18 protein-coding genes are annotated in these 25910 nt (G+C 36.7%); 9 read left to right on the forward strand and 9 right to left on the reverse strand.

Annotated features, from left to right (window positions below; genetic code table 11):
• Positions 1 to 114: 114 nt before the first annotated feature.
• Positions 115 to 1416 carry a M18 family aminopeptidase gene (locus tag ACKU4N_RS10200; RefSeq protein ID WP_156195845.1) on the forward strand — a complete coding sequence of 434 codons (1302 nt, stop codon included), beginning with the start codon at positions 115 to 117 and terminating at the stop codon, positions 1414 to 1416.
• An 89-nt stretch (positions 1417 to 1505) separates the two neighbouring features.
• On the opposite strand, the gene ACKU4N_RS10205 is transcribed toward ACKU4N_RS10200, so the two are convergent.
• Entirely contained in the window at positions 1506 to 2444 is a 939-nt protein-coding gene (locus tag ACKU4N_RS10205) for a TRM11 family SAM-dependent methyltransferase (protein WP_321316168.1), read from the reverse strand.
• A 341-nt stretch (positions 2445 to 2785) separates the two neighbouring features.
• Between ACKU4N_RS10205 and ACKU4N_RS10210 the strand changes: the two genes are divergently transcribed.
• Complete coding sequence (locus ACKU4N_RS10210) at positions 2786 to 4177, forward strand: OmpA family protein (protein ID WP_321316169.1); 1392 nt, start codon at positions 2786 to 2788, stop codon at positions 4175 to 4177.
• A 10-nt stretch (positions 4178 to 4187) separates the two neighbouring features.
• Complete coding sequence (locus ACKU4N_RS10215) at positions 4188 to 6200, forward strand: hypothetical protein (protein WP_321316171.1); 2013 nt, start codon at positions 4188 to 4190, stop codon at positions 6198 to 6200.
• A 1034-nt stretch (positions 6201 to 7234) separates the two neighbouring features.
• On the opposite strand, the gene ACKU4N_RS10220 is transcribed toward ACKU4N_RS10215, so the two are convergent.
• Together ACKU4N_RS10220 and ACKU4N_RS10225 are read right to left on the reverse strand one after the other, a co-directional pair.
• Complete coding sequence (locus tag ACKU4N_RS10220; RefSeq protein WP_321316173.1) at positions 7235 to 8251, reverse strand: DUF2971 domain-containing protein; 1017 nt, start codon at positions 8249 to 8251, stop codon at positions 7235 to 7237.
• A gap of 178 nt (positions 8252 to 8429) precedes the next feature.
• Entirely contained in the window at positions 8430 to 9074 is a 645-nt protein-coding gene (locus ACKU4N_RS10225; protein WP_321316175.1) for a hypothetical protein, read from the reverse strand.
• A 799-nt stretch (positions 9075 to 9873) separates the two neighbouring features.
• Here ACKU4N_RS10225 and ACKU4N_RS10230 point away from each other — a divergent pair.
• Positions 9874 to 10527, forward strand: a complete 654-nt coding sequence (locus ACKU4N_RS10230) for a PQLLE family protein (protein ID WP_321316177.1) — start codon at positions 9874 to 9876, stop codon at positions 10525 to 10527.
• A 1331-nt stretch (positions 10528 to 11858) separates the two neighbouring features.
• Here ACKU4N_RS10230 and ACKU4N_RS10235 read toward each other — a convergent pair.
• The 6 genes from ACKU4N_RS10235 to ACKU4N_RS10260 form a co-directional block, all read right to left on the reverse strand.
• Complete coding sequence (locus ACKU4N_RS10235; RefSeq protein WP_321316178.1) at positions 11859 to 13655, reverse strand: ABC transporter ATP-binding protein; 1797 nt, start codon at positions 13653 to 13655, stop codon at positions 11859 to 11861.
• A 149-nt stretch (positions 13656 to 13804) separates the two neighbouring features.
• A complete protein-coding gene (locus tag ACKU4N_RS10240; protein WP_321316180.1) occupies positions 13805 to 14236 on the reverse strand; it encodes a hypothetical protein in 432 nt (143 codons plus the stop codon).
• An 80-nt stretch (positions 14237 to 14316) separates the two neighbouring features.
• Complete coding sequence (locus ACKU4N_RS10245; protein ID WP_321316182.1) at positions 14317 to 15471, reverse strand: PAS domain-containing sensor histidine kinase; 1155 nt, start codon at positions 15469 to 15471, stop codon at positions 14317 to 14319.
• Positions 15472 to 15606: 135 nt separating this feature from the next.
• On the reverse strand, positions 15607 to 16335 hold the full coding sequence (locus tag ACKU4N_RS10250) for a hypothetical protein (protein ID WP_321316184.1): 729 nt from the start codon (positions 16333 to 16335) through the stop codon (positions 15607 to 15609).
• Between the two features lie 53 nt (positions 16336 to 16388).
• On the reverse strand, positions 16389 to 17171 hold the full coding sequence (locus ACKU4N_RS10255) for an ion transporter (protein WP_321316186.1): 783 nt from the start codon (positions 17169 to 17171) through the stop codon (positions 16389 to 16391).
• A gap of 438 nt (positions 17172 to 17609) precedes the next feature.
• Positions 17610 to 19652: a hypothetical protein gene (locus tag ACKU4N_RS10260; RefSeq protein WP_321316187.1), complete on the reverse strand. Its 2043-nt coding sequence runs from the start codon at positions 19650 to 19652 to the stop codon at positions 17610 to 17612.
• Positions 19653 to 19926: 274 nt separating this feature from the next.
• On the opposite strand from ACKU4N_RS10260, the gene ACKU4N_RS10265 reads away from it, so the two are divergent.
• The 5 genes from ACKU4N_RS10265 (at position 19927) to ACKU4N_RS10285 (ending at position 25889) form a co-directional block, all read left to right on the forward strand.
• Positions 19927 to 20634 (forward strand): YebC/PmpR family DNA-binding transcriptional regulator, encoded by a 708-nt coding sequence (locus tag ACKU4N_RS10265; RefSeq protein WP_321316189.1) that lies wholly within the window; start codon positions 19927 to 19929, stop codon positions 20632 to 20634.
• A 351-nt stretch (positions 20635 to 20985) separates the two neighbouring features.
• The gene (locus ACKU4N_RS10270; protein ID WP_321316191.1) at positions 20986 to 21762 is read left to right on the forward strand and encodes an enoyl-CoA hydratase/isomerase family protein; all 777 of its coding nucleotides are present in this window, start codon (positions 20986 to 20988) and stop codon (positions 21760 to 21762) included.
• Between the two features lie 136 nt (positions 21763 to 21898).
• A complete protein-coding gene (locus ACKU4N_RS10275; RefSeq protein ID WP_321316193.1) occupies positions 21899 to 23227 on the forward strand; it encodes a 3-hydroxyacyl-CoA dehydrogenase family protein in 1329 nt (442 codons plus the stop codon).
• A gap of 173 nt (positions 23228 to 23400) precedes the next feature.
• Complete coding sequence (locus ACKU4N_RS10280; protein WP_321316194.1) at positions 23401 to 24645, forward strand: thiolase C-terminal domain-containing protein; 1245 nt, start codon at positions 23401 to 23403, stop codon at positions 24643 to 24645.
• A 104-nt stretch (positions 24646 to 24749) separates the two neighbouring features.
• Positions 24750 to 25889: an acyl-CoA dehydrogenase gene (locus ACKU4N_RS10285; RefSeq protein ID WP_321316196.1), complete on the forward strand. Its 1140-nt coding sequence runs from the start codon at positions 24750 to 24752 to the stop codon at positions 25887 to 25889.
• The last annotated feature ends 21 nt before the right edge of the window (positions 25890 to 25910 follow it).

Here is a 25910-nt window from a genome sequence, read left to right on the forward strand (position 1 = left end):
TGAGTTTAAGTTTACATGTAAGTACATTAATAACTCATCATTTATAATTCCTAATTCTTAAAAATAATGTAGTTTTGAGACTCAGAAATAGAAAACACAAAATAAACATACACTATGAATATCGACAAACAACAAGCACAGGAACTGATTGATTTTATTCATGAAAGTCCGAGTACTTACCATGCTGTAAATAATATCCGTGAAGAATTAAACGAAGCAGGATTTCAGGAATTGGATCTTCGTGAAGAATGGACTCTTGAAAAAGGAGGGAAGTATTTCACCACGAAAAATGGTTCGGCTCTTTTTGCTTTTGTAATTGGTAAGGGCGAAATTGAAGAAGAAGGTTTCCAATTGATCTGTGCTCACTCCGATGCGCCCGGATTTAAAATCAAACCAAATCCGGAGATAGCAGTAGAAGGAAATTATCTGAAGCTGAATACAGAAGTATATGGCGGCCCGATTTTACGAACATGGATGGATCGTCCGCTTTCCATTGCCGGCAGAGTATCTGTAAAATCAAACGATCCGTTGAATCCGGAGCATTTGTATGTGAAGATTGACCGCCCCTTGATGGTGATTCCAAATTTAGCCATTCACATGAATCGTGAGGTGAACGAAGGTGGTGCATTAAACAAGCAAAAGGACATGCTTCCATTGCTGGCTATGATAACTGATGATTTGGAAAAGGACAATTGTTTGGTAAACCTGATGGCTGAGGAGTTGAAGATTGATGCAGAAGCCATTATCGATTTTGATATTAATTTATTCGAAGTGGAAAAAGGCTGTATTCTGGGCTTGAATGAGGAGTTTATTTCTGCACCCAAACTAGACGATTTGGCCATGTCGCATGCCGGATTAAAAGCGTTATTGGCCTCAGGCGAATCGAAGAAAACCAGAATGCTGGCTATTTTCGACAACGAAGAAGTGGGAAGTGTAACCAAGCAGGGAGCAGGCTCGCCGGTTTTGCGTCATTTGCTGCAGCGCATTGTTTTTAAACTGGGAAAAGACATGGAAGCCTTTCACCGGGCAATTTACAATTCTTTCATGATTTCTGCAGATATGGCTCATGCCGTTCATCCAAATGGTTCAGATAAACACGATCCAACCAATCGTCCTTACATCAACAAAGGACCGGTAATTAAGATTCACGCCAACCAAAAATATACTACCGACGGCGATTCGGGAACCGTATTCGAAACCTTGTGTAAAAATGCGGAAGTTCCTTATCAAAAGTTTGTGAACCGTTCCGATTTAGTGGGAGGCAGCACATTGGGTAATGTTTCAACCGGTCAGGTTGATATCCGTACAGTAGACATCGGAAACCCTATGTTTGCGATGCACTCGGTTCGCGAAACGGGTGGTGTTAAAGACAATGTGTACATCCGTAAAGTATTTACAAGCTTTTTTGGATTGTAGCAAAAACCAAAATATAAGAAAAGGCAGCATATTAGTGTTGCCTTTTTTATTTTTACGAAGCTTGCACTCTGCGCAGGAGCTTTATCCTCTTAATTCTTTTCACAAACCCATATTTTTCGGGCGAAATTTCCCTTTCTACTTTTACTAACGCTGCAACAATCTGATATTCTGAATCCGGTATTGCTGATTAAGTTTGTAATATCGGAGGTAGATACAATAACAAGCCGGTCTGTGATTTCTGCTGTCGACTCAATAATGTGTAAGATATCAGCATCAGTTGCATTGGTGAACAAATTATAGGGCAGGTCGATAATGGCAGCTTCATACCTATTGCTAATGTCTTTAATATCCGAGTGATATACATTTGCAGTATAGTTGAAGTGAGAAAGATTTTTTCGGGCATTATTACATGTCTTTTCGTTAATGTCGCAACCCTCAATGTTATTTCCCGCAAAACAGGCTTCCAACATGATTGTGCCAACACCACAACATGCATCCAGCAGTTTTTTTTCTTTGTTTGCCTTTGCTGCAATATTAACAAGAGCTTTGGCAATATTTACACCTATTGAGTTACTGAACGAGCATGGTTTTTGCTTGTGTTTGTGCCAGGCTATGTTGTTTTTAATCGAAACACCAAAATACCAAACACATTCGTAACAGCATAAAGCATAAGTAATTGTTGGGTTGTAATAATCATGAACACCTTCAATTCGGTAGCCAATATCCCTTAACTTATTTAGCCTGTCGGTATACTCAGTTGCATCACCGTCAACCACTAAATATTCAACTTTGAAACCTTCAATTCGTATATTTTCCTTTTTTATTTCATTCAGTAAGGTTGGGTAATCTTCAGAACATGAAATAATGTCAAGTCTGCTTTTAATGAAAGCACTGCTTGAAGGATCGATTTTTAGATCGGAAAAAAGCAGCTTGTTCTTTTCTTCCTTGTTAAAAATGTATCTCGATTCGAGCGTGCACAACTCCCTTTCGGTACTATCACAATTAAAGGAATATAGATATTTGTTCATCTGCATATTTTTTCACCTTACATGCAAAGATGATACTATAAAATCAAATCCCATCTTTTGTTCCTGATATTCTTTTCTCTGTGTGATTTTAGCATAGCTCCTTTGCAAAAGGTAAAGAGCAGAGTTTACACCAAATTGGTGAACCGTTCCCATTTAGTGGGAGGGAGCACACCAGATAATTATAAATACAATGTATCTCATTAGTAAGTTTTTAAAGAAAACAAATTAAAAAACAAATAGTTTAACAAAAACTATAATTTATGTTGCGGTTTCATCATTAAACCTACCAATTCAATATATTTATTTATTTTTACGCAACACAAACATAATTCCATTTTATAATGAAAAAGCTCTACCTAAAGCATCTCATAGCATTGAGTGTTATTTTCACATGGTTTGGATCATCTGCCCAAGTTCAGAATATGGTACTTAACCCTGGTTTTGAAGTGTATGAAAAATGTCCTGAAAGTTACACTTTTATGGACCACACACATAAATTAATTCCTAGCTGGACCTATCCAACAGCTACTACTCCAGATTATTTCAATGAGTGCGGCTCTAATGAAGTAAAAGTACCAGATAATTTTGCAGGATACAGCAAGGCTAAATCTGGTAAAGCTTACGTGGGAGCTATTTTAAGTGGAAGTAACCGCGATTTCAGAGAATACATTCAAGGGACCTTAAGCAGCTCTATGCAAGCTGGTCAAAAATATTGTGTTTCATTTTGGTACAAATTAGCATCTGGAAGTAAATTTGCTGTTGATCAGTTGAGCATGCATTTTACAGATTCAGAAACAGAGAATGATAATAAAACATTTTTAAACTTAAAGGCGCATTTAACGAACAAAGAAGGTTTATTTTTAGACAATACAGACGAATGGGTCCAGTTCTGTCAGGTATATACAGCTAAAGGAGGTGAGGAATTCTTTGTTGTGGGTAACTTTAATAACTATGATAATACGAACTATGTAGTTACTGGCCGTGATACTAAGAATAAAAAAGGCAAGACCTATGCTTACTACTTTTTCGACGATTTTGAGATTCGTCCGCTGGTTGATTGTAAGATGTGTGCATCCGTTCCTAAAGATTTAGCAACTGTGGTTATTGATTCTTCTTACACAGGAGGTCTGAATCCGGTTACAGGTCAAATCAGTAAAATAATAAATGATGGCAGCATTAGCTTAAAAATATCAGGAGGAGAAGCTCCTTATACTATTGATTGGAGCAACGGAACAAAAAATGCAGAAAAAATCCAAAACCTAAAAGCAGGTACATATACTTACCATGTAAGTGATCAAAACAATTGCCACTCGGAGGGTACTGTTGTTTTTAAAGAGCCCCTGCTGCCTAAAGATGCTTTTACCGAAGGATTAAGAAATATTGAAGAAGGAGGTGCTCTTATTTTAAATAATATTTTCTTTGAAACGGGTAAAAGTACGCTTTTGCCAACTTCATTTGAAGAACTTGATAAAGTAGTCGGTTTTTTAAAAGAAGGAACAGTTAGTTTGATTGAGATTAGCGGGCACACTGATGATGTGGGTTCTGATGAATTAAATCAAAGTTTAAGTCAGCAGCGGGCAGAGTCTGTGGTTCAGTATCTTGTTGGCAGAGGAATCAATTCTCAAATAATCAAAGCTGTTGGGTATGGAGAATCTAAGTTTTTAGATACCAATAAAACAGAAGTCGGACGATCAAAGAATCGTCGCGTGGAATTTTTAGTACTCAAAAAATAAACTCTTACTTATGAATTCAAGAAAATTAAATATACTAATCATTTCACTGCTGCTATCATTTATCAGTTTAGCACAAAAGCCTAAAAAAATATACAATAATTATCTGTTCAAAGGCATGGAGGCAAGTGCAAAGGCTGATATTGACAAAGAACTTGGTAAGGCTAAAGAAGATTTCGATAAAGTTTTGTTAGAAGAACCTGAATCGGCAATGGCTAATTTAGGACTAGCCATTGTTTACTCCTATGATGAATATTCTGGCAAAGATTATTTTAAAGCCTGGGGATACTTTCAGAAAGCTTATGAAGCACAATCTCAGTTTACTGCAGACGATAACGATGTTTTAAATGATTTGTTTTCCAAACAAGATAAAAGGCGCAGCAATAGATCTGTAATTAAAAACATGGACTGGCAGCGCCAGCAAGTGGAAGATAAGTTGATTAAATATGTGCGGGAGGAAAATAATACAGATTATGCCAAGCGGTTTTTAAAAGAATTTCCTGATTCGAAATACCATACCAATGTTTCACATATTCTGAATTACATCCTGTTTCGTGAAGCCGAGAATAAAAATACGCTTGCTGCATTTAATCAATTCTTAACGGATTATCCCGAATCAGCTCAAGCTGATATAGCAATAAAGATGCGCAATCAATTAGCCTATAAAACTGCTGTAAATGAGGGAACATTAGCTAGTTTTCGGAATTTTGTTGAAACATATCCTGAGGCAGCTCAAGTTGAAGAGGCTAAGAAATTAATGGAAGGAATGGCTTTTAAAGAAGCACACAATAAAAATACACTTGAAGCTATTGAGCGTTTTATGGTAGAATTTCCCAATTCATCAAAAATGTCGGAAGCTAAAGCTGTAAAACAGAAATTGCTTTTTGAATGGGCTAAAAGTGTAAATAGCTTAGAGGCTTACAACAAATTTGTGTCTGCATTCCCCGAAGGCAGTCGTTACGTTGATATTTTTAATCTAAAAGCCAGTGTATTGGGAGAAGAGATCCTTACGGATTTTCCAAAGGAAAATTACCAATTTGTAAAAGGATTCGATAACCAGCAGTTTAACGATTTTGGGGGTGGAATTGCCAAACGCCCAAATGGAGAGCTTGTAGTAGCTGCATCGTCGTGCAAAGCAGAGGGAGAGATGTATGACTCTTGGCTTTTAGGCCTGGATACCAGTGGAAAAATGATTTGGAATAAGATGTTGGGAAACCGTTTTGATGATCTTGTAAATAAAGTCAGCATAAGTGCTCAGAACGAAATTTATGTTGCCGGTATTACAGATGCCATAGTCGATAGTGTGGCGGGGCAAGCGTGGCTTTATAAGCTTGATGCCAATGGTAAAAATATATTTAATCAAAGAATTGATATGGATGAAGTACTTGATTTTGTAGTTGATCCCGACAATAAAATTTTAGTTGCAGGCTATAGCAAAAACACAAAAGATTCCACTTTTACGCCTGGTTTGGTAAAACTGAATGCGAATGGTAAAATGTTGTGGTCCCGTGCCTACTCAAGCAAGGGCAAGCTTTATAATTTAGCTGGTGATACCTCAGGTATTGCTTATGCTGCTGCCGGCAACTGGATATTTGCTGTTAACCAGGCAGGTTATTTAAAATGGGATATTTTGTTGGATCAAGATGTAAAATCGACCGCCGTTGGTAGTAATGGGAACAATAAACTGGTTTTTGCCGGTGTAAATACTACAGGAGCCTTTGCAAGCGCATATAATACAAATGGGGAAAAGATTTGGGAATCTCCTATTCCTGTTTCCGGAAATGGAAACATAGAACAAATTATAAGCTTACCGGATAATAGTTTTGTGATGGCAGGAACATTTAATCACAAAATCAAAGTCGTCCATATCGATGAAACAGGGATTATTCAATCAGAAAAAGAATTTAGTTTGCCACAAGGAATTAAACTAAACGATTTAACAGCTGCTGATGGGAATTTTGTAGCAGTTAGTGCCACAAGATTAACCGAAAAAGGCGATTTAATTGTATTTGAAATGGAGCTGTAAAAAAAGATTGTAAATAAAGCTGGGGCATGATCTTTTTTGGGATTTCCATATATTTTAATCTGGTGTTTTTTTATCTCATCGGGATAATCTATTTATAGCCAAATAAACCAATGTGAGCGTTCGACTCCGAAGGAGTCGTATTCTTTCGCTCATCTTATATCTATAAACATTCGAATCCTAAGGATTCAAGAAGAATGAACATCAAGAATAGCATCGTTTATAGACTCAAATTTAGAGCGGATTATTTTTTTATCCCATCAGGATTACCTATTTATAGCCAAATACACGAATGTGAGCGTTCGACTCCGAAGGAGTCGTATTCTTTCGCTCAGCCTATATCTATAAACATTCGAATCCTAAGGATTCAGAAAGAATGAACATCAAGAATACCATCGTTTATAGACTCAAATTTAGAGCGGATTATTTTTTTATCCCATCGGGATTACATATTTATAGCCAAATACACCAATGTGAGCGTTCGACTCCGAAGGAGTCGTATTCTTTCGCTCAGCCTATATCTATAAACATTCGAATCCCTATGGATTCAAGAAGAATTACGCAATTAAGTGTTAAATATAGCGGTTTTAAGCATACATAAAAATTGAAAACACCTTCAAAATATGAAATGCAAATTATTATATGTGGATAAAGCCTTTCTGTTAATTTGACAAGGTCAGTTGGCTAAAGCCAAACAGCAATAGATGTTTTGCATTCGTTTCATTTCAATCATTTACATTTCTATTATCTGTTGCCTGAAAATAAGTGCAATAAACACTCTAACTTTCTACTTGCATCAGTAAATACTTTGTATTATTGATTTATTGCAGTTTGGCTTTAGCCAACTGAATTTAAAATATTCCTAGTCTTTTGCTTTAGCATCATTCTACTCCTTCATTAATGTAAAGCTTCGGGATTATTAAGCTAAAAAAAGAAGCTTTAAAAGCCTGCTAATTAGCAAACTTTTAAAGCTTTTAAATTATTTATTAGAGATATTATTTGCTTGTGCAACGGTTACTTTTGTTGGGGCACGTTTTTCACATTGAGTTCTTTATAAAGTCAGGGTATTCAATATTAAGTTCTGATAAATGCACACCACTTCCAGCGATATCGCTAAGTGTCATTGGTTCAATTTTCATTTCATAACTATCAGGTTGCATCTTGGCAATTAAGAACTCAAAATTATACCCAAGATTTGCTAATAATCGACATATAGAGTATCTATCTTTAGCATTAGTTTTACACCCAAAAATAACCTTAGTTAAACATTCCTTTTTAAACTTTAATAATCCTTGATTCTTGTTTATTAATCTAATTTCTTTTTCATAATTCCACTTTAGCGATTTTGTGTTTAGGAGATTGTATGTAAAGCTCTTTAAACTAAAATTTTCATTATCGAAAATACTCAGAGGCTCATTAGAATAAGTAACCTCTGAAATATCAACCAATTCATCAGAAGAAAGACAAAGGTTTTGGATATTATTTAAATCACAAAGGTTAAATTCAATGCAAACCCCTTGATGATTATTGGCATAATGTCCCCACATTACAGGACATGTTGGTGTAGTTGAGCCACAACTAATTCCATATTTTTTATAGTCAATTAGGAGGAATACTAAATCCTGAAATATTTTCAATTGCAACTTTTCAGAGTTTATTATGAATGTCTTCTCAAAAACATCTTTGAAATTGTAAAAAATAAGAATCTCTGTTAGTCGTCTTTCTAGATTCTTGGTCTCAACTTCATTGAAATAATCAAATATTAGGGTGCCTGTAGGTTCTTGAATTAATAATTCACAAGTTTGTTGAAGCTTATTAAAATCTTTAAACTCCTTTATTTCAGGGGCATGATTATTAATAATTTCTTTTACTCTGAAAAATAGTTCTCTTACGTTCTCCTTTTCACTAGTCAGTGAGAATCTAGGGTTTGAGTCAAAGGGATCATTGAAGTTACGTGGATTAGAAAAATATAATTCGTTGTTTATTATTGAATTATAAAAATTCTGGTTTATGGTGAAATATTTGTACAATCTTGAATTATCAGAATTTGCCATAGTCTAATTGTAATGCTGTATATTCAGTTTTTGTAAATGTGCCCCAACGTTCCGCGGGTATGGCGTTGTGCCACCTTTTTCCGCAGGTTTGTTGTTTATAGTTTTGTCGTTCAAATCTCACTTCTGCATCCAGCCGAGCCAAACTGCGGCATGCGCTATGACCCGCTGTTACCAACAGTTAGTTTATTTTTTTAAATTCTAATTTTCGATTAATCAATGTAGTCTCAGAACCATTCTGCTTTCTTTGAAACACATTTTCTTTTTTTAATATGGATCTTAGACTATCAGGAATTATGGACTCCTTAGTTTCCTTTCCTTTTTTTATTAGAGATTTAATTGGCAATAACTTAAGTGTATCGCCATTGATAAATTTTACAATACCAATTGTCTGTGTTGTTGAATCCGATGATTCCGTAAAATTGATTAGCGTATAAATGTTATCTTCGATCGTTAATTTGCAATGTCCCTTATCTCTTACAGAATAGAACTTTTCCTTTTTTGATTTCTTATATTTCTTCTTTTCGTAGAATCCTATGACTTGAACTTTATGAGGATTTGCTGCCGATATTTTAAGGGAAATTGAATTTCCAATTCTTTGAAGGGATTGTCTGCCGTTACAAGTATACTGTCCTTCATACCAACTTCCTTTAAATGAATAGAAGTAATTAAGGTTTTGCACGAAACCATATCCCTTTAAGCCAGGTTGATCTTTGATATTATAAATCGTTCCTTTAATTTTTTCTGTTTTTCCAAGGAAAATTATGGGCATCCTAAAGCTATTCCATGCGAAATAACCGAAGAAGCTTAAAATCAAAATTGCCAAAATCCAAGGAGTCTGCCGTTTCATTTTCTAATTGTTGGTAACGATTGTGAATGTGTATGTACATTTATATTTTTTTTATCGATCTTAAAACATACACTTATATATCTCATTTGGCATCTATTGTGTATCTTTTTCGATTTGAAAATTTAAATCTACAAAACAATAATCTTTAAATCAAGCAATTCGATATTTACAGTGCATTACAATCTGGATTTTATGCAAGGTGTAATATCTGGAGATTCCTATCCCCAAAATAGGGCCAACTTTCTCTAAAGAGCCATTAAAAATAAGTATTAAATGCAGTAAACAGTAGTAATTAGGCAGAGAAAGCACTTTGCAGCACTAAAAAAGAACTGCTCTACATAACACGAGTGGTAATGGTACGGGCAGAAGCTTTGCAATGGTTAAAATTGCCTGTACATAATCTATTGCAGGGCCTGCAATGCTTACTTTAAGGCTTGCAGAGCACATTTGGAGTCCTGCAACGTTCATTAGCAGTCTTGCAATGTGCATTTTGAGTTTTGCAACATTCATTTTGACCCCGCAGAGCCCATTTTTACCCATGCAAAGTTCATTTTTAGTGTACAGAACTCATTTTGAGTCTACAGAATGCAATCTGATATTCACAAGGTTTATTTTACGCTGTATCGTTCAATTTTACTATAAAGTTGAGGTAATGTGATATTTTATTTTACTGGTGTTTTTAATTTATGTTTGCCGATAATTTCTTTTTCTACTTTTTAATTTGTAGTTTCAGAATTGAATTAATAAAACATAAATAAAACTAAAATTTAAATCGATGACTTTTATTAGATCGGAATCAAAATTTTTAGAACGTTCACGTATTGCCTTAAGCAATGCCGAATTGCATCCTGATATTAAAGCCGCTTTGATCCCTTTTGGCGTTGATGCAGCAAAAATTGCCGAAGGGTGGGCGGTGTACAACAAAGCCAAAAGCGTTTGGGAATTAAATGCAAAAGAAGCGGTGGAAACAAGTGTTGCTTCCAGCGCTTACAGTAAAGTGTATGGTGAGTTGGAAGCAAAGTTTAGAAGGCACCGCGATTTAACCCGGATTCTTTGCACGAAAGACCCTGATACGCAAGTAAGGTTGGGCGTAACGGGGTATTTTCCATCGAAATACAACGAGTTTTTCGACCGTGTAAAATTGTTCTACACCACACTTGCAGCCAATGCACTTATTCAGGAAAAACTTGCAGTCATTAAGTTGACTCCTGAGCTGGCAACAGCCTGTCTGGCAGAACTCGATGCATTGCTTGTTCTTCGATCCGGGTTCGACAAAGAAATGGGAGAGTCGCAGGCCGCAACCGAATTGAAGAATGCTGCGCTGCACGAATTGAGCGATTGGATGGAAGATTTCGATATCCTTGCAAAACTTGCTCTTTACGACACACCACAACGCCTCGAAGTTTTAGGTGTTTTGGTGAAAAGCTAAGTTTAAAAAACTTTAAGAAATAAAGCACAGCCCAATTGTTGATTTCAACTGTTGGGCTGTGCTTTTTTGCGCATAGCTAATTATGGGAAATTTGACAGTTAGTCTGTAGACCGGAACCCTTTTAGAAAAAAATGCGTTTAAAATAAAAAACTGTTTGAATCGAGATAACTTTGCGGGTCTCATCGATTTCGTTTCACTCAATTGAGCAAAGCGAGTTCATTTTGTTTTATTGGGTGTGTTGATTTAGACAAAAATTGTTTTTTATTAAAAGGTGATATTTCAGAGCGAGCGTTGCCGATCGGGCGTTATTCGGAGCACTCATTAACTAAGGAAAGCCGTGCAGCATCCGAGAGGCTTGATTCTTTTGCTTACTTTTCTCATCTAAGGAGAAAAGTAAGAGCCCGTCTGGCTTGAAGACAAGACAAAGATTGTATGCTTAGGTTTATTGTTGGTGTTTTTCTAATAATCAGACGCAGATTATTATTGAGTAAGGAAGATCAAGAGGTAATGAGTGAAAAAGAAAACACCACGGAGCACACAGAGTACCACAGAGAAAAAACAACATTTACAAAATGTCATTGCGAAGGAGCATAGCGACTGCGGCAATCTGTTCCCTTTTGAGAACAATCGAAAATTAATTTGAATACTGCAATTTGGTTTCCTCTCCTTATGGAGAGGCTTAGGGTGAGGTGTTCGGAAAAATTAAATTGTATGCTTAGGTTTATTGTTGGTGTTTTTCTAAAATCAGACGCAGATTATTATTGAGTAAGGAAGATCAAGAGGTAATGAGTGAAAAAGAAAACGCCACGGAGCACACAGAGTACCACAGAGAAAAAACAACATTTACAAAATGTCATTGCGAAGGAGCATAGCGACTGCGGCAATCTGTTCCCTTTTGAGAACAATCGAAAATTAATTTGAATACTGCAATTTGGTTTCCTCTCCTTATGGAGAGGCTTAGGGTGAGGTGTTCGGAAAAATTAAATTGTATGCTTAGGTTTATTGTTGGTGTTTTTCTAAAATCAGACGCAGATTATTATTGAGTAAGGAAGATCAAGAGGTTAATGAGTGAAAAAGAAAACACCACGGAGAACACAGAGTACCACAGAGAAAAAACAACATTTACAAAATGTCATTGCGAAGGAGCATAGCGACTGCGGCAATCTGTTCCCTTTTGAGAACAATCGAAAATTAATTTGAATACTGCAATTTGGTTCCTTCTCCTTTAGGAGAGGCTTAGGGTGAGGTGTTCGGTAAATTGATTTCAAGGAAGTACACAAAAATCAGTGCAAACCCTATGAAATCATAACAATCTGCGTCTTATTTAATTTCTAATTCGAATACTGCAGCTGAATCAGTTTATTGTATTTCCCGTCAGTAATATTCATTAAGGCCTCGTGCGTGCCTTGTTCTACAATCTCACCCTGTTCCAATACAACAATTTCATCAGCCTTTCTAACAGTGGACAAACGGTGGGCAATCACGATGGATGTTCTCCCTGTCATCAGTTTCTCAAGAGCCTCCTGAACCAGCATTTCCGATTCGGAGTCGAGTGAGGAGGTGGCTTCATCCAATATTAAAACTTTAGGATTTTTAAGAATCGCACGGGCAATGGCAATTCTTTGGCGCTGACCGCCTGAAAGCTGAGTGCCGCGTTCTCCGACAATGGTTTCAAACTTTTCAGGAAAGCGTTCAATAAATTCCAGGGCGTTGGCTTTTTGTGCAGCTTCGTATATTTCCTGCGCGCTGGCACCCGGTTTTCCGTAAGCTATGTTTTCACTGATACTTCCGCCAAATAGAAAAATATCCTGCGGCACTAGTGAAATCTGACTTCGTAAAGCTGATAAGGGAAAATCATGACTATCGTGCTGGTCAAAAAACAAGCTGTTTTTAGGTGGCCTGTGCAGCAACAGCAGGAGCGAGGCCATGGTACTTTTTCCGGCACCACTATGCCCAACCAGAGCAATCATTTTATTGCTTTCAATTTTTAAATTGATATTGTTTAAAACTGCTTGCTCACTTCTCGAAGGATAGGCAAAATTTAAATTTCTCAGGCTGATTTCTCCCTGCATTTTGAATTTAGGATCTATATCATTGACATCTTGAATGTCTTCAGGTTCTTCATCATAGATTTTGAAGAGGTCTTCGGTTGCACCGATAAATTTCTGAATATTGGTATACACATTGGCCAGGCCGCTGATGGTTCCCCCTACAAAAACGGAATAAATTACAAAGGAAAATAAATCTCCGGCCTGCATTTCGCCTGCTTGCAGTAAACGGGAACCCTGCCATACCATAGCGGCAATGGCACCAAAAAGTCCGAGAATAATAAAAGAGGAAAATGCTCCCCGGTATTTGCCTCGGGTGATGCCCAGATCGGCCATTTCCAAGGTTTTCTTTTTGTAACGGGCAATTTCGATATGCTCATTGGTAAAAGCTTTCACGCTTTGTATGCCTTGCAGGGTTTCTTCAATAATTGTGTTTGAATCGGCCAGTTTTGTTTGTACCTCTTTGGAGAATTTACGGATAAACCGGCCAAAAAACCTGGCAACGATCATGGTTGGCGGCAAAGTAATCAGCATAAAGGCAGTCAGCTTTATCGAGATAATCCCCAAAAGGGTGATACCCCCTGTTATTACGATAATCTGCCGGATAAACTCGGCCAGCGTGCTGGTCATGGTTTCCTGCAGCAACACCACATCTGCCGATATTCTGCTGTTGAGTTCACCCACTCTTCGTCGTTCAAAAAATTGCAGGGGGAGTTTTATTAAATGACGGTAGGTGGCTTGTCGCAGTGCCGCAAGCGATCTTTCGGTTACATTCACAAACAATACAATACGGAAATAGGAGAAGGTGGCTTGAAGAATCAATACACAGGCAATTAAAACAGCGGTTTGATTCAGGCTTTGGCCAAGCGTTGTACTATTGCCGGAGTTCACCAAATCACCCAAGAGCTTTGGAAAAGCCAAACTTGCCAAACTCGAACCCAATAAGAAAAAGATCCCTAAAAAGTATTGTCCCCGGTAGGGTTTAATGTATTTGTAAAGTCTAAAGGCACTTTGTAAACCACTTTTATTTATTTTCCCTTTCGGAACATTCGATGTATCTGCTGTATGTGTTCTTGCCATTCTTTGATATCACTATTTAAAACAATTCCTAATAATAAGAAAATTAGTCGGGATAATCTTTGTAAGTGATATCTTTTATTGACTACCCATGATAAATACTTTTATCTGCAAAATCTTTCTTTGGAGCAGTGGAGGACAAAAACAGATTATTAGCCGACAAATAATTTTTCGATTTCTTTTGTCACATAGTTCAAATGGCAATTGTCAATGTTAAGCCATTTAATTGAGGCTTCTACAGTACTAAATGTTCTGTACTGAAGTGGTGATATGTTTTCGTTTAACGTGAACAGGATTGTTTTCGTAACATGGTCGGGTGTAGAGGTTAATAAAACAAGCCGCATTAGTCCTGTTAGCTTTACGTTTTCTTTCACCCAATTGCCATATTCGAACAATTCATCTTCTGTCAGATTTATAGTTGCGTTTCTAAGATCAACAATAAAACCAAACTTAGGATTAAAATCTTTGTCGTTAATAATATCACTCTTTAGCTGTTGCATCTTGTTTTTAGTGATATTATTTTGATGATATTGAATAACCAGGCCAATATCTTTTAAAATAGAGTATTTGTATATGTCTCGCATTGTCTGTGAAAATTTATTTACTGTTTTTTGAAACAGAATGGAAAATTACGATTGTTATTTGATCATAGCTTGTTTGCGGTTTAACTTGGATTGTGTAAAGGGAGGGTGAATTTGAAAACACTTCCTTTTCCTATTTCGCTTTCAACCCAAATGTCACCCTTGTGTTTTTCCACAAATTCTTTGCAAAGAATCAATCCCAAACCAGACCCTTTTTCCTTTTCAGTACCTTTGGAAGTTGTATTTTCAGAAATATCAAATAGCTTTTTAAGAGTTTTGTTATTAATCCCAACTCCATTATCCGAAACAGAAATTTCGACATACGTGTGTTTCGGAATTGCAGAAATGGTAATACATCCTCCGGGTTTAGTGAATTTGATTGCATTGGAAATAAGATTTCGTAAAATAGTTTTCAGCATATTTTCATCGGCATTAACCGCAATCTCATCGGTTTGAATCTGATTTATTGATATGTTTTTAATTTTTGCTGTTGCATTTGAATTTTTTACTGTCTCTTCGATAATGGATGATAAAACTATTTTTTTTGGCTTATAAATTAAAGTTCCAGTTTGTGATTTTGCCCAATTCAATAAATTGTCAAGCAAAACAAGAGTGCTTTTGGCAGTTGTATTTATTAACTTTAAATACTCTTCCGTTTCTAACTCATCAAAATCATTTGCGTCTTCAATCAACAATTCCGAAAATCCCAAAATACTCGAGAACGGCGTTCTTAAATCGTGCGCAATTATTGAAAAAAGTTTGTCTTTTGTTGCATTAAGTTCTATTAAGCGCTTTTGGTTTTCTTTTAAAGCTTGTTCTGCATCTTTATATTCAGTAATGTCAAGTATGATACCAACAATTCCACAAAACTCATTTTTCTCATTAATTATATTGGCCTTATGAAAAATGATATCATGAAAAGTTCCGTCAGCATATTTCACATTGCATTCATAGGTTTGATTTTCCAGATTATCACGTAATTCGCAATCTGCATTGTAATATTTGTCGGCAAGTTCCTTTGGTGCAATCTCGTAAACACTTGAATTTATAATTTTAGTTTTGGGCAGGCCCAGATAATTTGCAAAAGCGTCATTACAATTGGTATAGATAAAATCTTTGTTCTTGACAAACAAGGGATTCGGAATCGTATTAATCATCTTATCCTGAATTTTTAATTCAAGCTTTAATTTGATTATTTCTTTTTCCAGATCTTGATATGTAGGTTTGCCCTGGGTCATTTTTTGTTCTTAAGATATCTGTAAATATGCACAATAGACTTTTGTACGGTAAGCCTTGTGCTCTTGTTTGTATTTTGAGTTTTTTTTGTTGCTTTAAAATTCTTCTTAGCCACATTCAATAGTGAACTCCGCAGCTTATTTTCTATAACGGCCTCTTCTGGTGTTTGTATTGGGTTTTTCCGAAGAACTGATTTTTGCGGCATTTTTTACTGTAGTATCAGGATCATCGCTTAAGTAAACGGCATCCTCAGTGCTGGATGTAATTGCAAGAATCCGTCCATACTTTTCAGGCAGGTTCAGACTTGTCGCATCTTTCCATTCTCCCTTTCCAAACACAGCTGCTTTTTCTCCCTGTTCAAGAATTCCTTCTTTGTACCGAAGTGTTTTATTAAAGCCCCAGGAGTTCTCACTTTTAACTCCTTTGCTATTCAGGTAATTTTCAAGATTCTGTGGTGCGTCGGTAAAAAATCCGGTAGAATAACTTTCGTCCTGAACAATGTAAGATTTAATTCTGCTGTCATTTATAAATGCATAGCTGGTTTCTTCCCGAATTAAAAATTTGTTTGATATTTCCTCCTCAATAATCGTTTTCCATTTTGAACTATTGCCTGATGCCACTTTTTGCTCGATATGCACATAGTAATAAGAACATTCACGGTTCGAAAGAGGAGATAGAAGGGGAGCATCAACAAATTCAACTGTTCCAACAATTCTCGCCAGCTCACCATCTTTAAAATCTGCAATTTTCCGAAGCTCCGATTTTTTTAGCTTTCGTTTAATAATGGCTTTTTTACTGAAAAAAACTGCTGATAGTAAAACTGTAACGATTATTGCAAAAATAATAAAGAAGAATACTGGTTCCATTTCTGTTGATTTATTTAGGGTTTGGGATTAGTAATTTTTTGTTAGTCACTTTTTTATTTGTTAATTTCTTTACCACAATGAGGACAATTGTGTTTTTTTTCCACCTTATTAATAAATCCGGCACTAATAAGTCCAGCAGGGAGAGCTACTAAACCAATTCCCAAAAGAGCAATAAATCCACTAACAAATTTTCCGAGCGCTGTTATCGGATACACATCACCATAGCCAACAGTTGTGAGTGTAGCGACAGCCCACCAAAATGATGCTAAAATATTGGGAAATTTTTCAGGTTGTGCTTCGCCCTCAATAAAATACATTATAAAAGACGCTAACATTAAAATAAGAAAGGTCACGAAGGCTGTTACTACTAATTCAGGTTTTTTCTCTTTAATTACAGACCAAATCAAGTTTAATGAATTATTATAGCGGTTAATTTTTAAAACTCGTAAAATTCTGGTTAGTCTTAAAGCTCTTAAAAATCTTAAGTCTATTTTAATTAGCATTGGTAAATAGAATGGCATAATAGCAAGTAAATCAATAATTCCATATGCAGAAAAGATAAATTTAAGTACAGACTTTATTTTGCTGTTTGTTGGATGGGTTAGGTCAGAGATATAAAGTCTTAACAAATATTCTATTGAGAAAATGATAATTGAGATAATATTAAATATTTCTAAAAGATTACCATATTTTAAATTTATCTCAGCAATCGATTCAAGGATTATTGCACTTACACTCAAAATAATGAGAGACATGATAAAATAATCAAAAAAACGATTCATTTTCTTGCCATGTGATCCGTTTTCAACTAATTGGTATATCTTGGTTTTTATCATATCAGCTTGTTATCTTATCGTTCATAACCGGCATTGAAAGTAAAGGTTTTTTATGATAGTTCCAACGGTTAAATGCTTACTCAAGCTAAGGCCTGAACGAAAACTGTTTTGTTGTTTTTCCCCGTGTACCCCGTGCTCAATTCTATTTTAATCTCTTCTATGTACTATTTATCAGATTTTTCTACCACAGAAGGCACGGAGTTGCACAGAGAATAGTAGGTTGATCTGTACTTTTACCAGAATCCTATTTTATTGTCTTTCCGGCGCTTCCTCTAAATAAGCAAGTCTTTCCGCTCTGAGCCGAAGAGATTCCGATCCTGAGAAATTGGGGTGCCTGTATGAGAGGGAAGCTTCCCAATTTAAATTATAAAATTGAATAAAAGCAAAAAGAGACCATTCCTTGCGGAACAGTCTCAATCCTCTATTTTAATAAGTTTATTACTTCAATTCTTCCAAAGCTTCTTTAGCTGCTTTCAATAAAGGTTGTGCTGATAAATCGTTACCGGTAGCTTCAACCATCCATTGGTTGGGAGTCAAACGTCCTTGTTTAAATATTCTGTCTATTTCGGCAGGGAAATTCTTTCCTTTTAATTGTTGCTCCAATTGGAACTCAATTACATTGCCAAAAGCATAGTTCGATAAGTACAGCGGACTGTTTAGCATGTGTGAATAAATGGCCAAAATAGTCTGATCTTTTACGCCGTAAACAGGAGCGTAGAATTCATTCCAAACTTCTTTTGCAATTCGCATGGCAGCATCGCGCAGCTGAGCTGCATCAGCTTCAGGATTTGCATACAGCCATTTCCACATGCGGATATCCAATACCGAAACACCCATTATTTCGTAGGCACTCCAGAATAAGTCAAGTTTTTTTAAAGCATCTTCCTGAGGTGAATCGTTATGAATTCCCAGCAATAACATGTCTCTTTTTTGGAAGATAAACGCCAATGCTTCAGTAAATGCAGTGTTTGGAACGCCATTCATTACAAAGTTGTCAACATCATAAAGCGATATGGTTTGCTCCACATTGTGCCCAAACTCATGAACCGCAATGTTGTAGCCTTTGTAATCCATTCCTTTTTCACCAATTCGGGTACGTAAATGAGCCTTTTGTCCTTTGGCAGCACCACCCCAGGCGTGTCCCGAGCCTCTTGCCGGATCAACAGCAATATGAGCTCCCAACCATTGTGCTCTTTCCTTATCGTAACCCAGTTTTACCAATAAATTTGGTAAATCAGCTTCCAAAGCGGCCGCGTCAGGGTACAATTTACGGGTCTGGGCATCCAGCTTCGACTCATCCATTCCGCTGCGGGCTTTAAAACCATCGTACCAAATGTCGAATGGTTCCAAATCACGACCTAATCTTTGCTTAATTAGCTCACCAACTTTTTTGGTTTCCTCGGAGCGCATAAAATCCGTAAAGATTTTTTCAGTCGCTTCTGCAGATATTTCTTTGGCTCCGTCATATTGCCTTTTAATAAAGGTGTTTTGATCCGGATAGTAAGGATCGATTGCTTTATTGGCATGGAAATTATTTAGAATTTGCTGATATCTTTCATTTGGTTCAGGTGTTGCTTCAATTGTTTTTCCATCCTGATAAACCAGATTGGTATACGGATCCCACTCCAAATTCCCATTGTTGATTACCTTTTCAGGGATTTCCTGAGAAATAATGCGCTGCATCACCTGATAAATCATCTTCTGCTTTTCCAAACCATCTGTTTTGTTGGCGTAGTTGGCTTTAAGCTCATCACGCAGGTTCCAGTGCGACAAAAGAACTTTATCTTCAGGGAAGAAACGATTTCCTTTGGCATCAGTTAAATGTCCAACATGAATGTTATAGTCCATAATGTAAACATCGGTGTTAGCGGCCATTTTTCCGACTTCCTGTAGGAGTTCAGCAGGTACTCTTGCTGTAAAATAATCACCCAAACGGGCATAAGCCCATTGCTGACGAGTCCATTCTTTAGCATTTGTTTCTTTTTCTTCCAAACTGAACGGAGGAAAATTCAAGGCAATAATAAAAGCAATTTTATTTTGGTAGAAATCATTCATCCAGTGAGAATCTACACTGTAAGCACCAAAGGCATTGTCAATAGGATGCTGCTCGAATGTATTTAAATGCACCGGTTCTAATAAATCAAGTGTTATTTTATTAAAATGACCGGTTATAATTTCAATGTTCCTTGATATTTTTTGAAAAACAAGCTCTTTTTCTGATTGATCAACAATAAAGTTCTCCTTACAGAAAGTTGTAAATTCTTCCTCTGTTCCGTCACTTGCACGCCATAGGTTGGCAGCATGTTTTACTCCTTTTTCAACAAGGTGTTTATCCGCATTGCTTGTGCTTAGTATTTCAATCGTTCGATTGATGTTTTCGCTTGAGATGTTCGAAACATCCGCCTTTTGTTCTGCTTTTGCTTGATTACCAGAAGCTGATAGTACTAGTAAAGCAGAAAACAAAATGATCATCTTTTTCATTTGAGTAGGGTTGTTATTTGTTTGACTAAGTGTTGCTAAAAATACGAATTCAAGCTCATTCAAACAATGAGCTTTTTCATGCTTTATGGTTGTATCGTGGAATTGGGATTAGAAGAAATGAAATATAATTTGTACTGCAAATAAATCATTGAAACACAACATTTCTAATTCACTCTTTCACTCAAATCTCAATTACTATCTTAAAAAAAATGTATTTTCGCTTTACAGATTGGATAACATGTGCTATTTTTGCGCAAAATTATATACATAAATTATGGGAAGAGCATTTGAATTTAGGAAAGCGCGAAAAATGAAGCGTTGGGATAAGATGGCTAAAGCTTTTACGCGTATTGGTAAAGATATCGTAATGGCAATTAAAGAAAGTGGCCCCGATCCCGCGACTAATTCTCGTTTGCGTGCAGTTATTCAAAATGCAAAGGCAGTAAATATGCCTAAGGAAAATGTTGAAAGAGCAATTAAAAAAGCAACATCTAAAGATCAGAAGGACTATAAGGAAATTATTTACGAAGGATATGCTCCTCATGGTATTGCTGTATTAGTTGAAACTGCTACCGATAACCATACCAGAACGGTTGCAGATGTTCGCTCTTATTTTTCAAAATGCAAAGGTAGTTTAGGTACTGCCGGTAGTGTTGAATTCATGTTTGAACACAAATGTCATTTTCAGATTGAAAACAAAGGTCAGGATATTGAAGAATTGGAGTTCGAATTAATCGACATAGGAGTAGAGGAAGTATTTGCAGAGGAGGAAGGAATCATGCTTTACGGTAACTTCCCTGATTTTGGAAAAATACAGGCTTACCTGGAAGAGAACGAAATTGAGGTAATTTCATCAGGTTTCGAAAGAATTCCAATGGATACAAAAGAATTAACTGAGGAACAAGTTGCAGATGTTGAAAAATTGCTGGAAAAACTGGAAGACAACGACGATGTTCAGAATGTTTACCACAATATGGCATAAGAAAATCGCCGTTTAATTTATAATTTCATGATACAGAGCCTGATTCGTTTAACGGATCAGGCTTTTTTATTTTGCTAAAGTGAATAAAAAGAATTAAGGGTCTTTTTTTGACTTTTTTTATTTTCTTAAAGCCTTGTAAATGTTGGTGGTGTGAGCTAAAGGCGTGTTAGTCAGAAATCTTACCTTTTGAATGTTAAGAGTTTTTATTATATTTAGATATGTAGATGAAAAAACGTCTCATAACACACCTATGAAACCTTCATCTTTGAATACTTATGAATTTTATTTTAAAATTAAAAAATTCAAAGCATGATAAGTTCCATGTGGCAACTATAATTGAATTATATACACATGCACTTTAATTATTTAAAATTTGAAAAAAGAGACAAAATAGGAATTTTGACTCTTAACCGTCCCGAAGCCTTGAATGCCTTAAATGAGGGTGTTTTTAAAGAGCTGGCCTGTTTTTTCAACAGCAAAGAAATTATCCAAAGTATTAGAGTATTAGTGATTACGGGAGAGGGGAAAGCCTTTGTTGCCGGTGCTGATATTAAAGCCATTCAGGAATACTCTCCGCAGGCAGCCTATGATTTTTCTGAAATAGGAAAACAGGTTTTTGATCAGATTGCTAAATTGGAGATCCCGGTTATTGCTGCAATTAACGGTTTTGCCCTTGGGGGAGGGTTAGAACTGGCGCTTTCATGTGATATACGTGTAGCCAGTGAAAAAGCCAGGTTGGGTTTGCCCGAAGTGAATTTGGGTCTGATACCCGGATTTAACGGCACTCAAAGATTGCCGCGTTTGGTTGGAGCCGGAAATGCTATGTATCTTATGATGCTTGGAGAAGGCATAACAGCTGAAGAAGCCTATCAATTGGGAGTGGTTCAGAAATTGGCGCCGCCGGAAACACTTCTCGAAGTGAGTTTGGATTTGGCCGGAAAAATAGCCTCTAAAAGTCCTAATGCTTTGCGGCTAATCAAAGAAATGGTTCGCAATGGTTTGGAATTGTCGGGTAAAGATGCAGGCAAAATGGAATCCAAAGAATTTGGCCGTCTTTTTAAGGAGGATCAGACAGAAAGGGAAGAAGGCATAAACGCCTTTTTAGAGAAACGCAAACCAAACTGGTAATAATCAAAATTTGTAGGGAGACTTGTTGTTTTTGAAACAATAAGCAGGACGTGTAGATGGGTTTTTGATTTAGCTCAAATGGGAAACATGTATCATATCAAATAATAGTAAAATCAAAATTTAAACAATAAGCAATATGGATTTGATCCGAAAAATGGAAAATGTTAGTGTTTTAGGTGCCGCAGGAAAAATGGGAAGCGGTATTCTTGTATTATTATCTTTTGAAATGGCCAAATTAAAAATTGGTAAGAAAGAAGATAAAGAGTTTGTCTTAAACGCTATTGATGTATCACAATCTGCTTTAAACAGTTTATTGGGTTACGTAAAATCACAATTGGTAAAGCACGCAGAAAAAAATATAGTCGAATTGCGTACTTGGTATCAGGATCGTGAAGATTTAATTGATAATGATGAAATTATTAGTCAGTTTGTGTATGATGTGATGGAAATGATACAAACATCAACCCGTATAGAAACAGCCTATGGCTCACAATTGATTTTTGAAGCCATAAAAGAGGATAAAGCTCTAAAAGTAAAGTTGTTTTCTCAAATCAAAAAAAATAATCCTGATGCTTGGTTTTTAACCAATACGTCATCGATTCCAATTGGAGGAATTGAAAAAGAAGCTAAATTAAATGGAAACATCATTGGTTATCATTTTTACAATCCTCCGGTAATTCAAAAATTGTTAGAGATCATTAAAACGGATCATACGAATGATGATTTAGCATCCTTTTCGGTAAATTTAGCCAAATCGATGCGCAAAATTGTTGTTCAATCAAGAGATGTTGCCGGATTTATCGGTAATGGTCACTTCATGCGTGATGCTTTGTATGCGCTTAATCTGGCTGAAGAATTAGCAAAAACAGAAGGATGGGCAAAAGCCTTTTTCTTAATTGATACCATAAGTCGCGATTTGTTGGTGCGGCCAATGGGAATCTTTCAATTGCTGGATTATGTGGGGATTGACGTTACCCGATTTATTTTGGAGAGTATGCAGCCCTCATTTCCGAATGAAAAATTATCGCATGCAGCCTTGAATCAATTGTTCGATAACAATGTGAAAGGGGGTCAGTTTGCTGATGGTTCTCAAAAGAACGGTATTTTCAAATATCAGAAAGGCCGGATTACAGAAGTTTATGATTTGGAAAACGCGAAGTACATTCCAACTGAGAATATCGAAATGGATTGTGCTGCTTTGTTGGGAGAACTGCCAACTCTTAAAATCTACTGGAAATCTGTTGTTCGTGATGCGAAGAAAGCCGATCATCTAAAGAAGTTTTTTAATGAACTGCATCAAATAGATAGTGTTGGCGCTAATTTGGCGATTGCGTACGGTAAAAATTCCAAAGCAATTGGTCAGATGCTTGTTGATACAAAAGTTGCGGAATCAAAGGCTGATGTAAATACCGTTTTGGAAACAGGTTTCTTCCATGCCTATGGTCCAATTAACGAGTATTTTTAAAATAGATTAAAGATGTTGGAAGTGAGATTCATAAAACAAATCTCATTTCTAACACTGAATTAATGTTTGATTTAATGGATTGCCGAAATTTTATTTGTAACCGATGCTAGATGATTATCTGATGTTTTGAAATTTTTCTCACGTCTCATATCTATTATCTCATATCTAAAACAATGAACGCATTACGCAAAAAAATATACATGCTGGCCGGTTACAATACCATTTCGATGGGAACCGGAAGAAATGAATTTCATCCAAAGAAGCCTCGTCCGGATTTGGAACACTACATTAAGGAAGCTGGCCAAGCTAGCTTAAAAATGATTGGTGGAGCCAAAAATGTTGATGAGGGTGTGATTGGAAATTTTATGGCTTCCCGTTTTAATAGGCAAGCTAATTTGCCTGCGTTTTTGTCTTTAATAGATGAAGGCTTAAAGTACAAGCCATCTGTGAGAGTGGAAGGTGCTTGTGCATCAGGAGGTTTAGCGCTGACTACAGGAATGAAATCGATTCTTGCAGAAACAGCAGATGTGGTGCTTGCTCTTGGCTTTGAGGTTCAGAATACTATGAAAGCGGTGTATGGAGCGGATGTTTTGGCTGGTGCCGGATGGCAAAAAACACGTAAAGAGGGACATGCTTACTTTTTTCCTGGTGTGTTTAGTGACCGGGCAGGTGCTTATTATGAAAAATTTGGCAGGGAAATTACCCGCAAAGCAATGGCGAAGTGGTATTGTAATGCCATTGAAAATGCACGTTTGTGCAAAACTGCTCAGGAATTTCACAATACAAATAAGGATTTGGAAGGGACTGCAAACACACCTGTAAATCCAAAAGGTTTTGTGGATCATTTAAATGTTTTTGACTGTTCTAAAGTTTCTGACGGAGCTTCAGCGATTGCGATAGTATCTGACGAAGGATTAAAAAGAATTGGATTAAAAGCAAAAGATGCAGTTGAAGTTGTTGGTTTTGCTCATGTTGCAGCAGATATTACTCAAAAACCAGAGGTGATGACCAGTTTAACTACCATGAAGGTGGTGGCAGAAAAAGCAATGCAAATGGCTGGAATTACTGTTGATCAATTGGGAACTGTTGAAGTACACGATTGTTTTTCTATTGCCGGAATAATGGCTTTGGAAGCTATTGGTTTAGCCAAAGAAGGAAAAGGGCCTGAATTTGTTTTGGCAGGACACACCTCCAGATATGGAAAAATACCTGTAAACACAACGGGCGGATTAATTGGTTGGGGACATCCAACCGGTGCTACCGGAGTTCATCAGGCTGTAACCATTTGGGAGCAATTGACAGGTAATGCCGGTGAGGCGCAAATTGAAATTACGAAGGAAAAACCATATGCAATGTCTGTAAATATGGGAGGAGACGATAAGTCTTTAGTTGCTATAGTTTACAAACGGGGGGAATAAATGGATGTATTACTGAATAATTAAATTGTTACATCATGTAAATCAGCTAAAAACTAATTGCTGTCAGCTAATAGCTTTTAATATCACACCTAAAAATTAAAACTATGAATTTTGAATTTACCGAAGAGCAGTTAATGATAAGGGATGCGGCACGGGATTTTGCCCAACGCGAGCTCTTGCCCGGAGTAATAGAACGAGATGAGAAATCAGAGTATCCAACTGAGCAGGTGAAACGTTTGGCTGAGTTAGGTTTTCTGGGAATGCTTGTTGGATTGGAATACGATGGTGGTGGAATGGATACCATATCCTATGTTTTGGCAATGGAAGAAATTTCAAAGGTCGATTCCTCGGTATCAGTAATCATGTCGGTAAACAATTCATTGGTTTGTTGGGGGGTTGAAAAATATGGAACTGAAGCTCAAAAGCAGAAATTTTTAAAACCGATGGCCCGGGGTGAGAAAATAGGAGCCTTCCTGTTATCGGAACCTGAAGCAGGCTCTGATGCGACTTCACAAAGAACTACTGCCGTTGATATGGGAGACCATTATTTGGTGAACGGCACCAAAAATTGGATTACAAACGGTAAATCAGCTTCTACCTACATTGTAATGGCTCAAACTCATCCCGAATTAAAACACAAAGGAATTAATGCTTTGCTTGTCGACTCGAAATCCGAGGGAATTACTGTTGGTCCTCATGAAAATAAAATGGGAATGCGGGCATCAGATACCTGTTCGGTAATGTTCAATAATGTAAAAGTTCCAAAGGAAAATCGTTTGGGTGAAGAAGGTTTTGGATTTAAATTGGCCATGCAGTCGCTGGAAGGGGGCAGAATAGGAATTGCCTCGCAGGCTTTGGGTATTGCTTCAGGAGCATACGAATTGGCACTAAAATATGCACAGGAAAGAAAAGCTTTCGGAAAAGAGATTATCCATCATCAGGCAATCGCATTTAAATTAGCTGATATGGCCGTTGATATTGAGGCTGCGCGCTTTTTCTGTTTAAAAGCAGCCTGGTTAAAAGATCAGGGCAAACCTTACGGACAGGCAAGTGCCATGGCCAAACTATATGCTGCCGAAACTGCAATGAAGGTAACCACCGAAGCAGTTCAGATTCACGGAGGATACGGATATGTAAAGGAATATCATGTTGAACGTTTAATGCGTGATGCAAAACTAACACAGATTTATGAAGGGACTTCTGAGATTCAAAAGATTGTAATTTCCAGAGGATTGATTGATTGACAGAATACCCGTAATACTATT

It is taken from the genome of Labilibaculum sp. (assembly GCF_963664555.1).
GTDB lineage: Bacteria > Bacteroidota > Bacteroidia > Bacteroidales > Marinifilaceae > Labilibaculum.

Bases quoted from the DNA above. Each gene is read 5' to 3' on its own strand.
- ACKU4N_RS10205 (WP_321316168.1), bottom strand. From the start codon at position 2,444: ATGAACAAATATCTATATTCCTTTAATTGTGATAGTACCGAAAGGGAG.
- ACKU4N_RS10270 (WP_321316191.1), top strand. From the start codon at position 20,986: ATGCACTTTAATTATTTAAAATTTGAAAAAAGAGACAAAATAGGAATT.
- ACKU4N_RS10275 (WP_321316193.1), top strand. From the start codon at position 21,899: ATGGATTTGATCCGAAAAATGGAAAATGTTAGTGTTTTAGGTGCCGCA.
- ACKU4N_RS10280 (WP_321316194.1), top strand. From the start codon at position 23,401: ATGAACGCATTACGCAAAAAAATATACATGCTGGCCGGTTACAATACC.
- ACKU4N_RS10200 (WP_156195845.1), top strand. From the start codon at position 115: ATGAATATCGACAAACAACAAGCACAGGAACTGATTGATTTTATTCAT.
- ACKU4N_RS10255 (WP_321316186.1), bottom strand. From the start codon at position 17,171: ATGATAAAAACCAAGATATACCAATTAGTTGAAAACGGATCACATGGC.
- ACKU4N_RS10210 (WP_321316169.1), top strand. From the start codon at position 2,786: ATGAAAAAGCTCTACCTAAAGCATCTCATAGCATTGAGTGTTATTTTC.
- ACKU4N_RS10260 (WP_321316187.1), bottom strand. From the start codon at position 19,652: ATGAAAAAGATGATCATTTTGTTTTCTGCTTTACTAGTACTATCAGCT.
- ACKU4N_RS10250 (WP_321316184.1), bottom strand. From the start codon at position 16,335: ATGGAACCAGTATTCTTCTTTATTATTTTTGCAATAATCGTTACAGTT.
- ACKU4N_RS10215 (WP_321316171.1), top strand. From the start codon at position 4,188: ATGAATTCAAGAAAATTAAATATACTAATCATTTCACTGCTGCTATCA.
- ACKU4N_RS10265 (WP_321316189.1), top strand. From the start codon at position 19,927: ATGGGAAGAGCATTTGAATTTAGGAAAGCGCGAAAAATGAAGCGTTGG.
- ACKU4N_RS10285 (WP_321316196.1), top strand. From the start codon at position 24,750: ATGAATTTTGAATTTACCGAAGAGCAGTTAATGATAAGGGATGCGGCA.
- ACKU4N_RS10245 (WP_321316182.1), bottom strand. From the start codon at position 15,471: ATGACCCAGGGCAAACCTACATATCAAGATCTGGAAAAAGAAATAATC.
- ACKU4N_RS10230 (WP_321316177.1), top strand. From the start codon at position 9,874: ATGACTTTTATTAGATCGGAATCAAAATTTTTAGAACGTTCACGTATT.
- ACKU4N_RS10235 (WP_321316178.1), bottom strand. From the start codon at position 13,655: ATGGCAAGAACACATACAGCAGATACATCGAATGTTCCGAAAGGGAAA.
- ACKU4N_RS10220 (WP_321316173.1), bottom strand. From the start codon at position 8,251: ATGGCAAATTCTGATAATTCAAGATTGTACAAATATTTCACCATAAAC.
- ACKU4N_RS10240 (WP_321316180.1), bottom strand. From the start codon at position 14,236: ATGCGAGACATATACAAATACTCTATTTTAAAAGATATTGGCCTGGTT.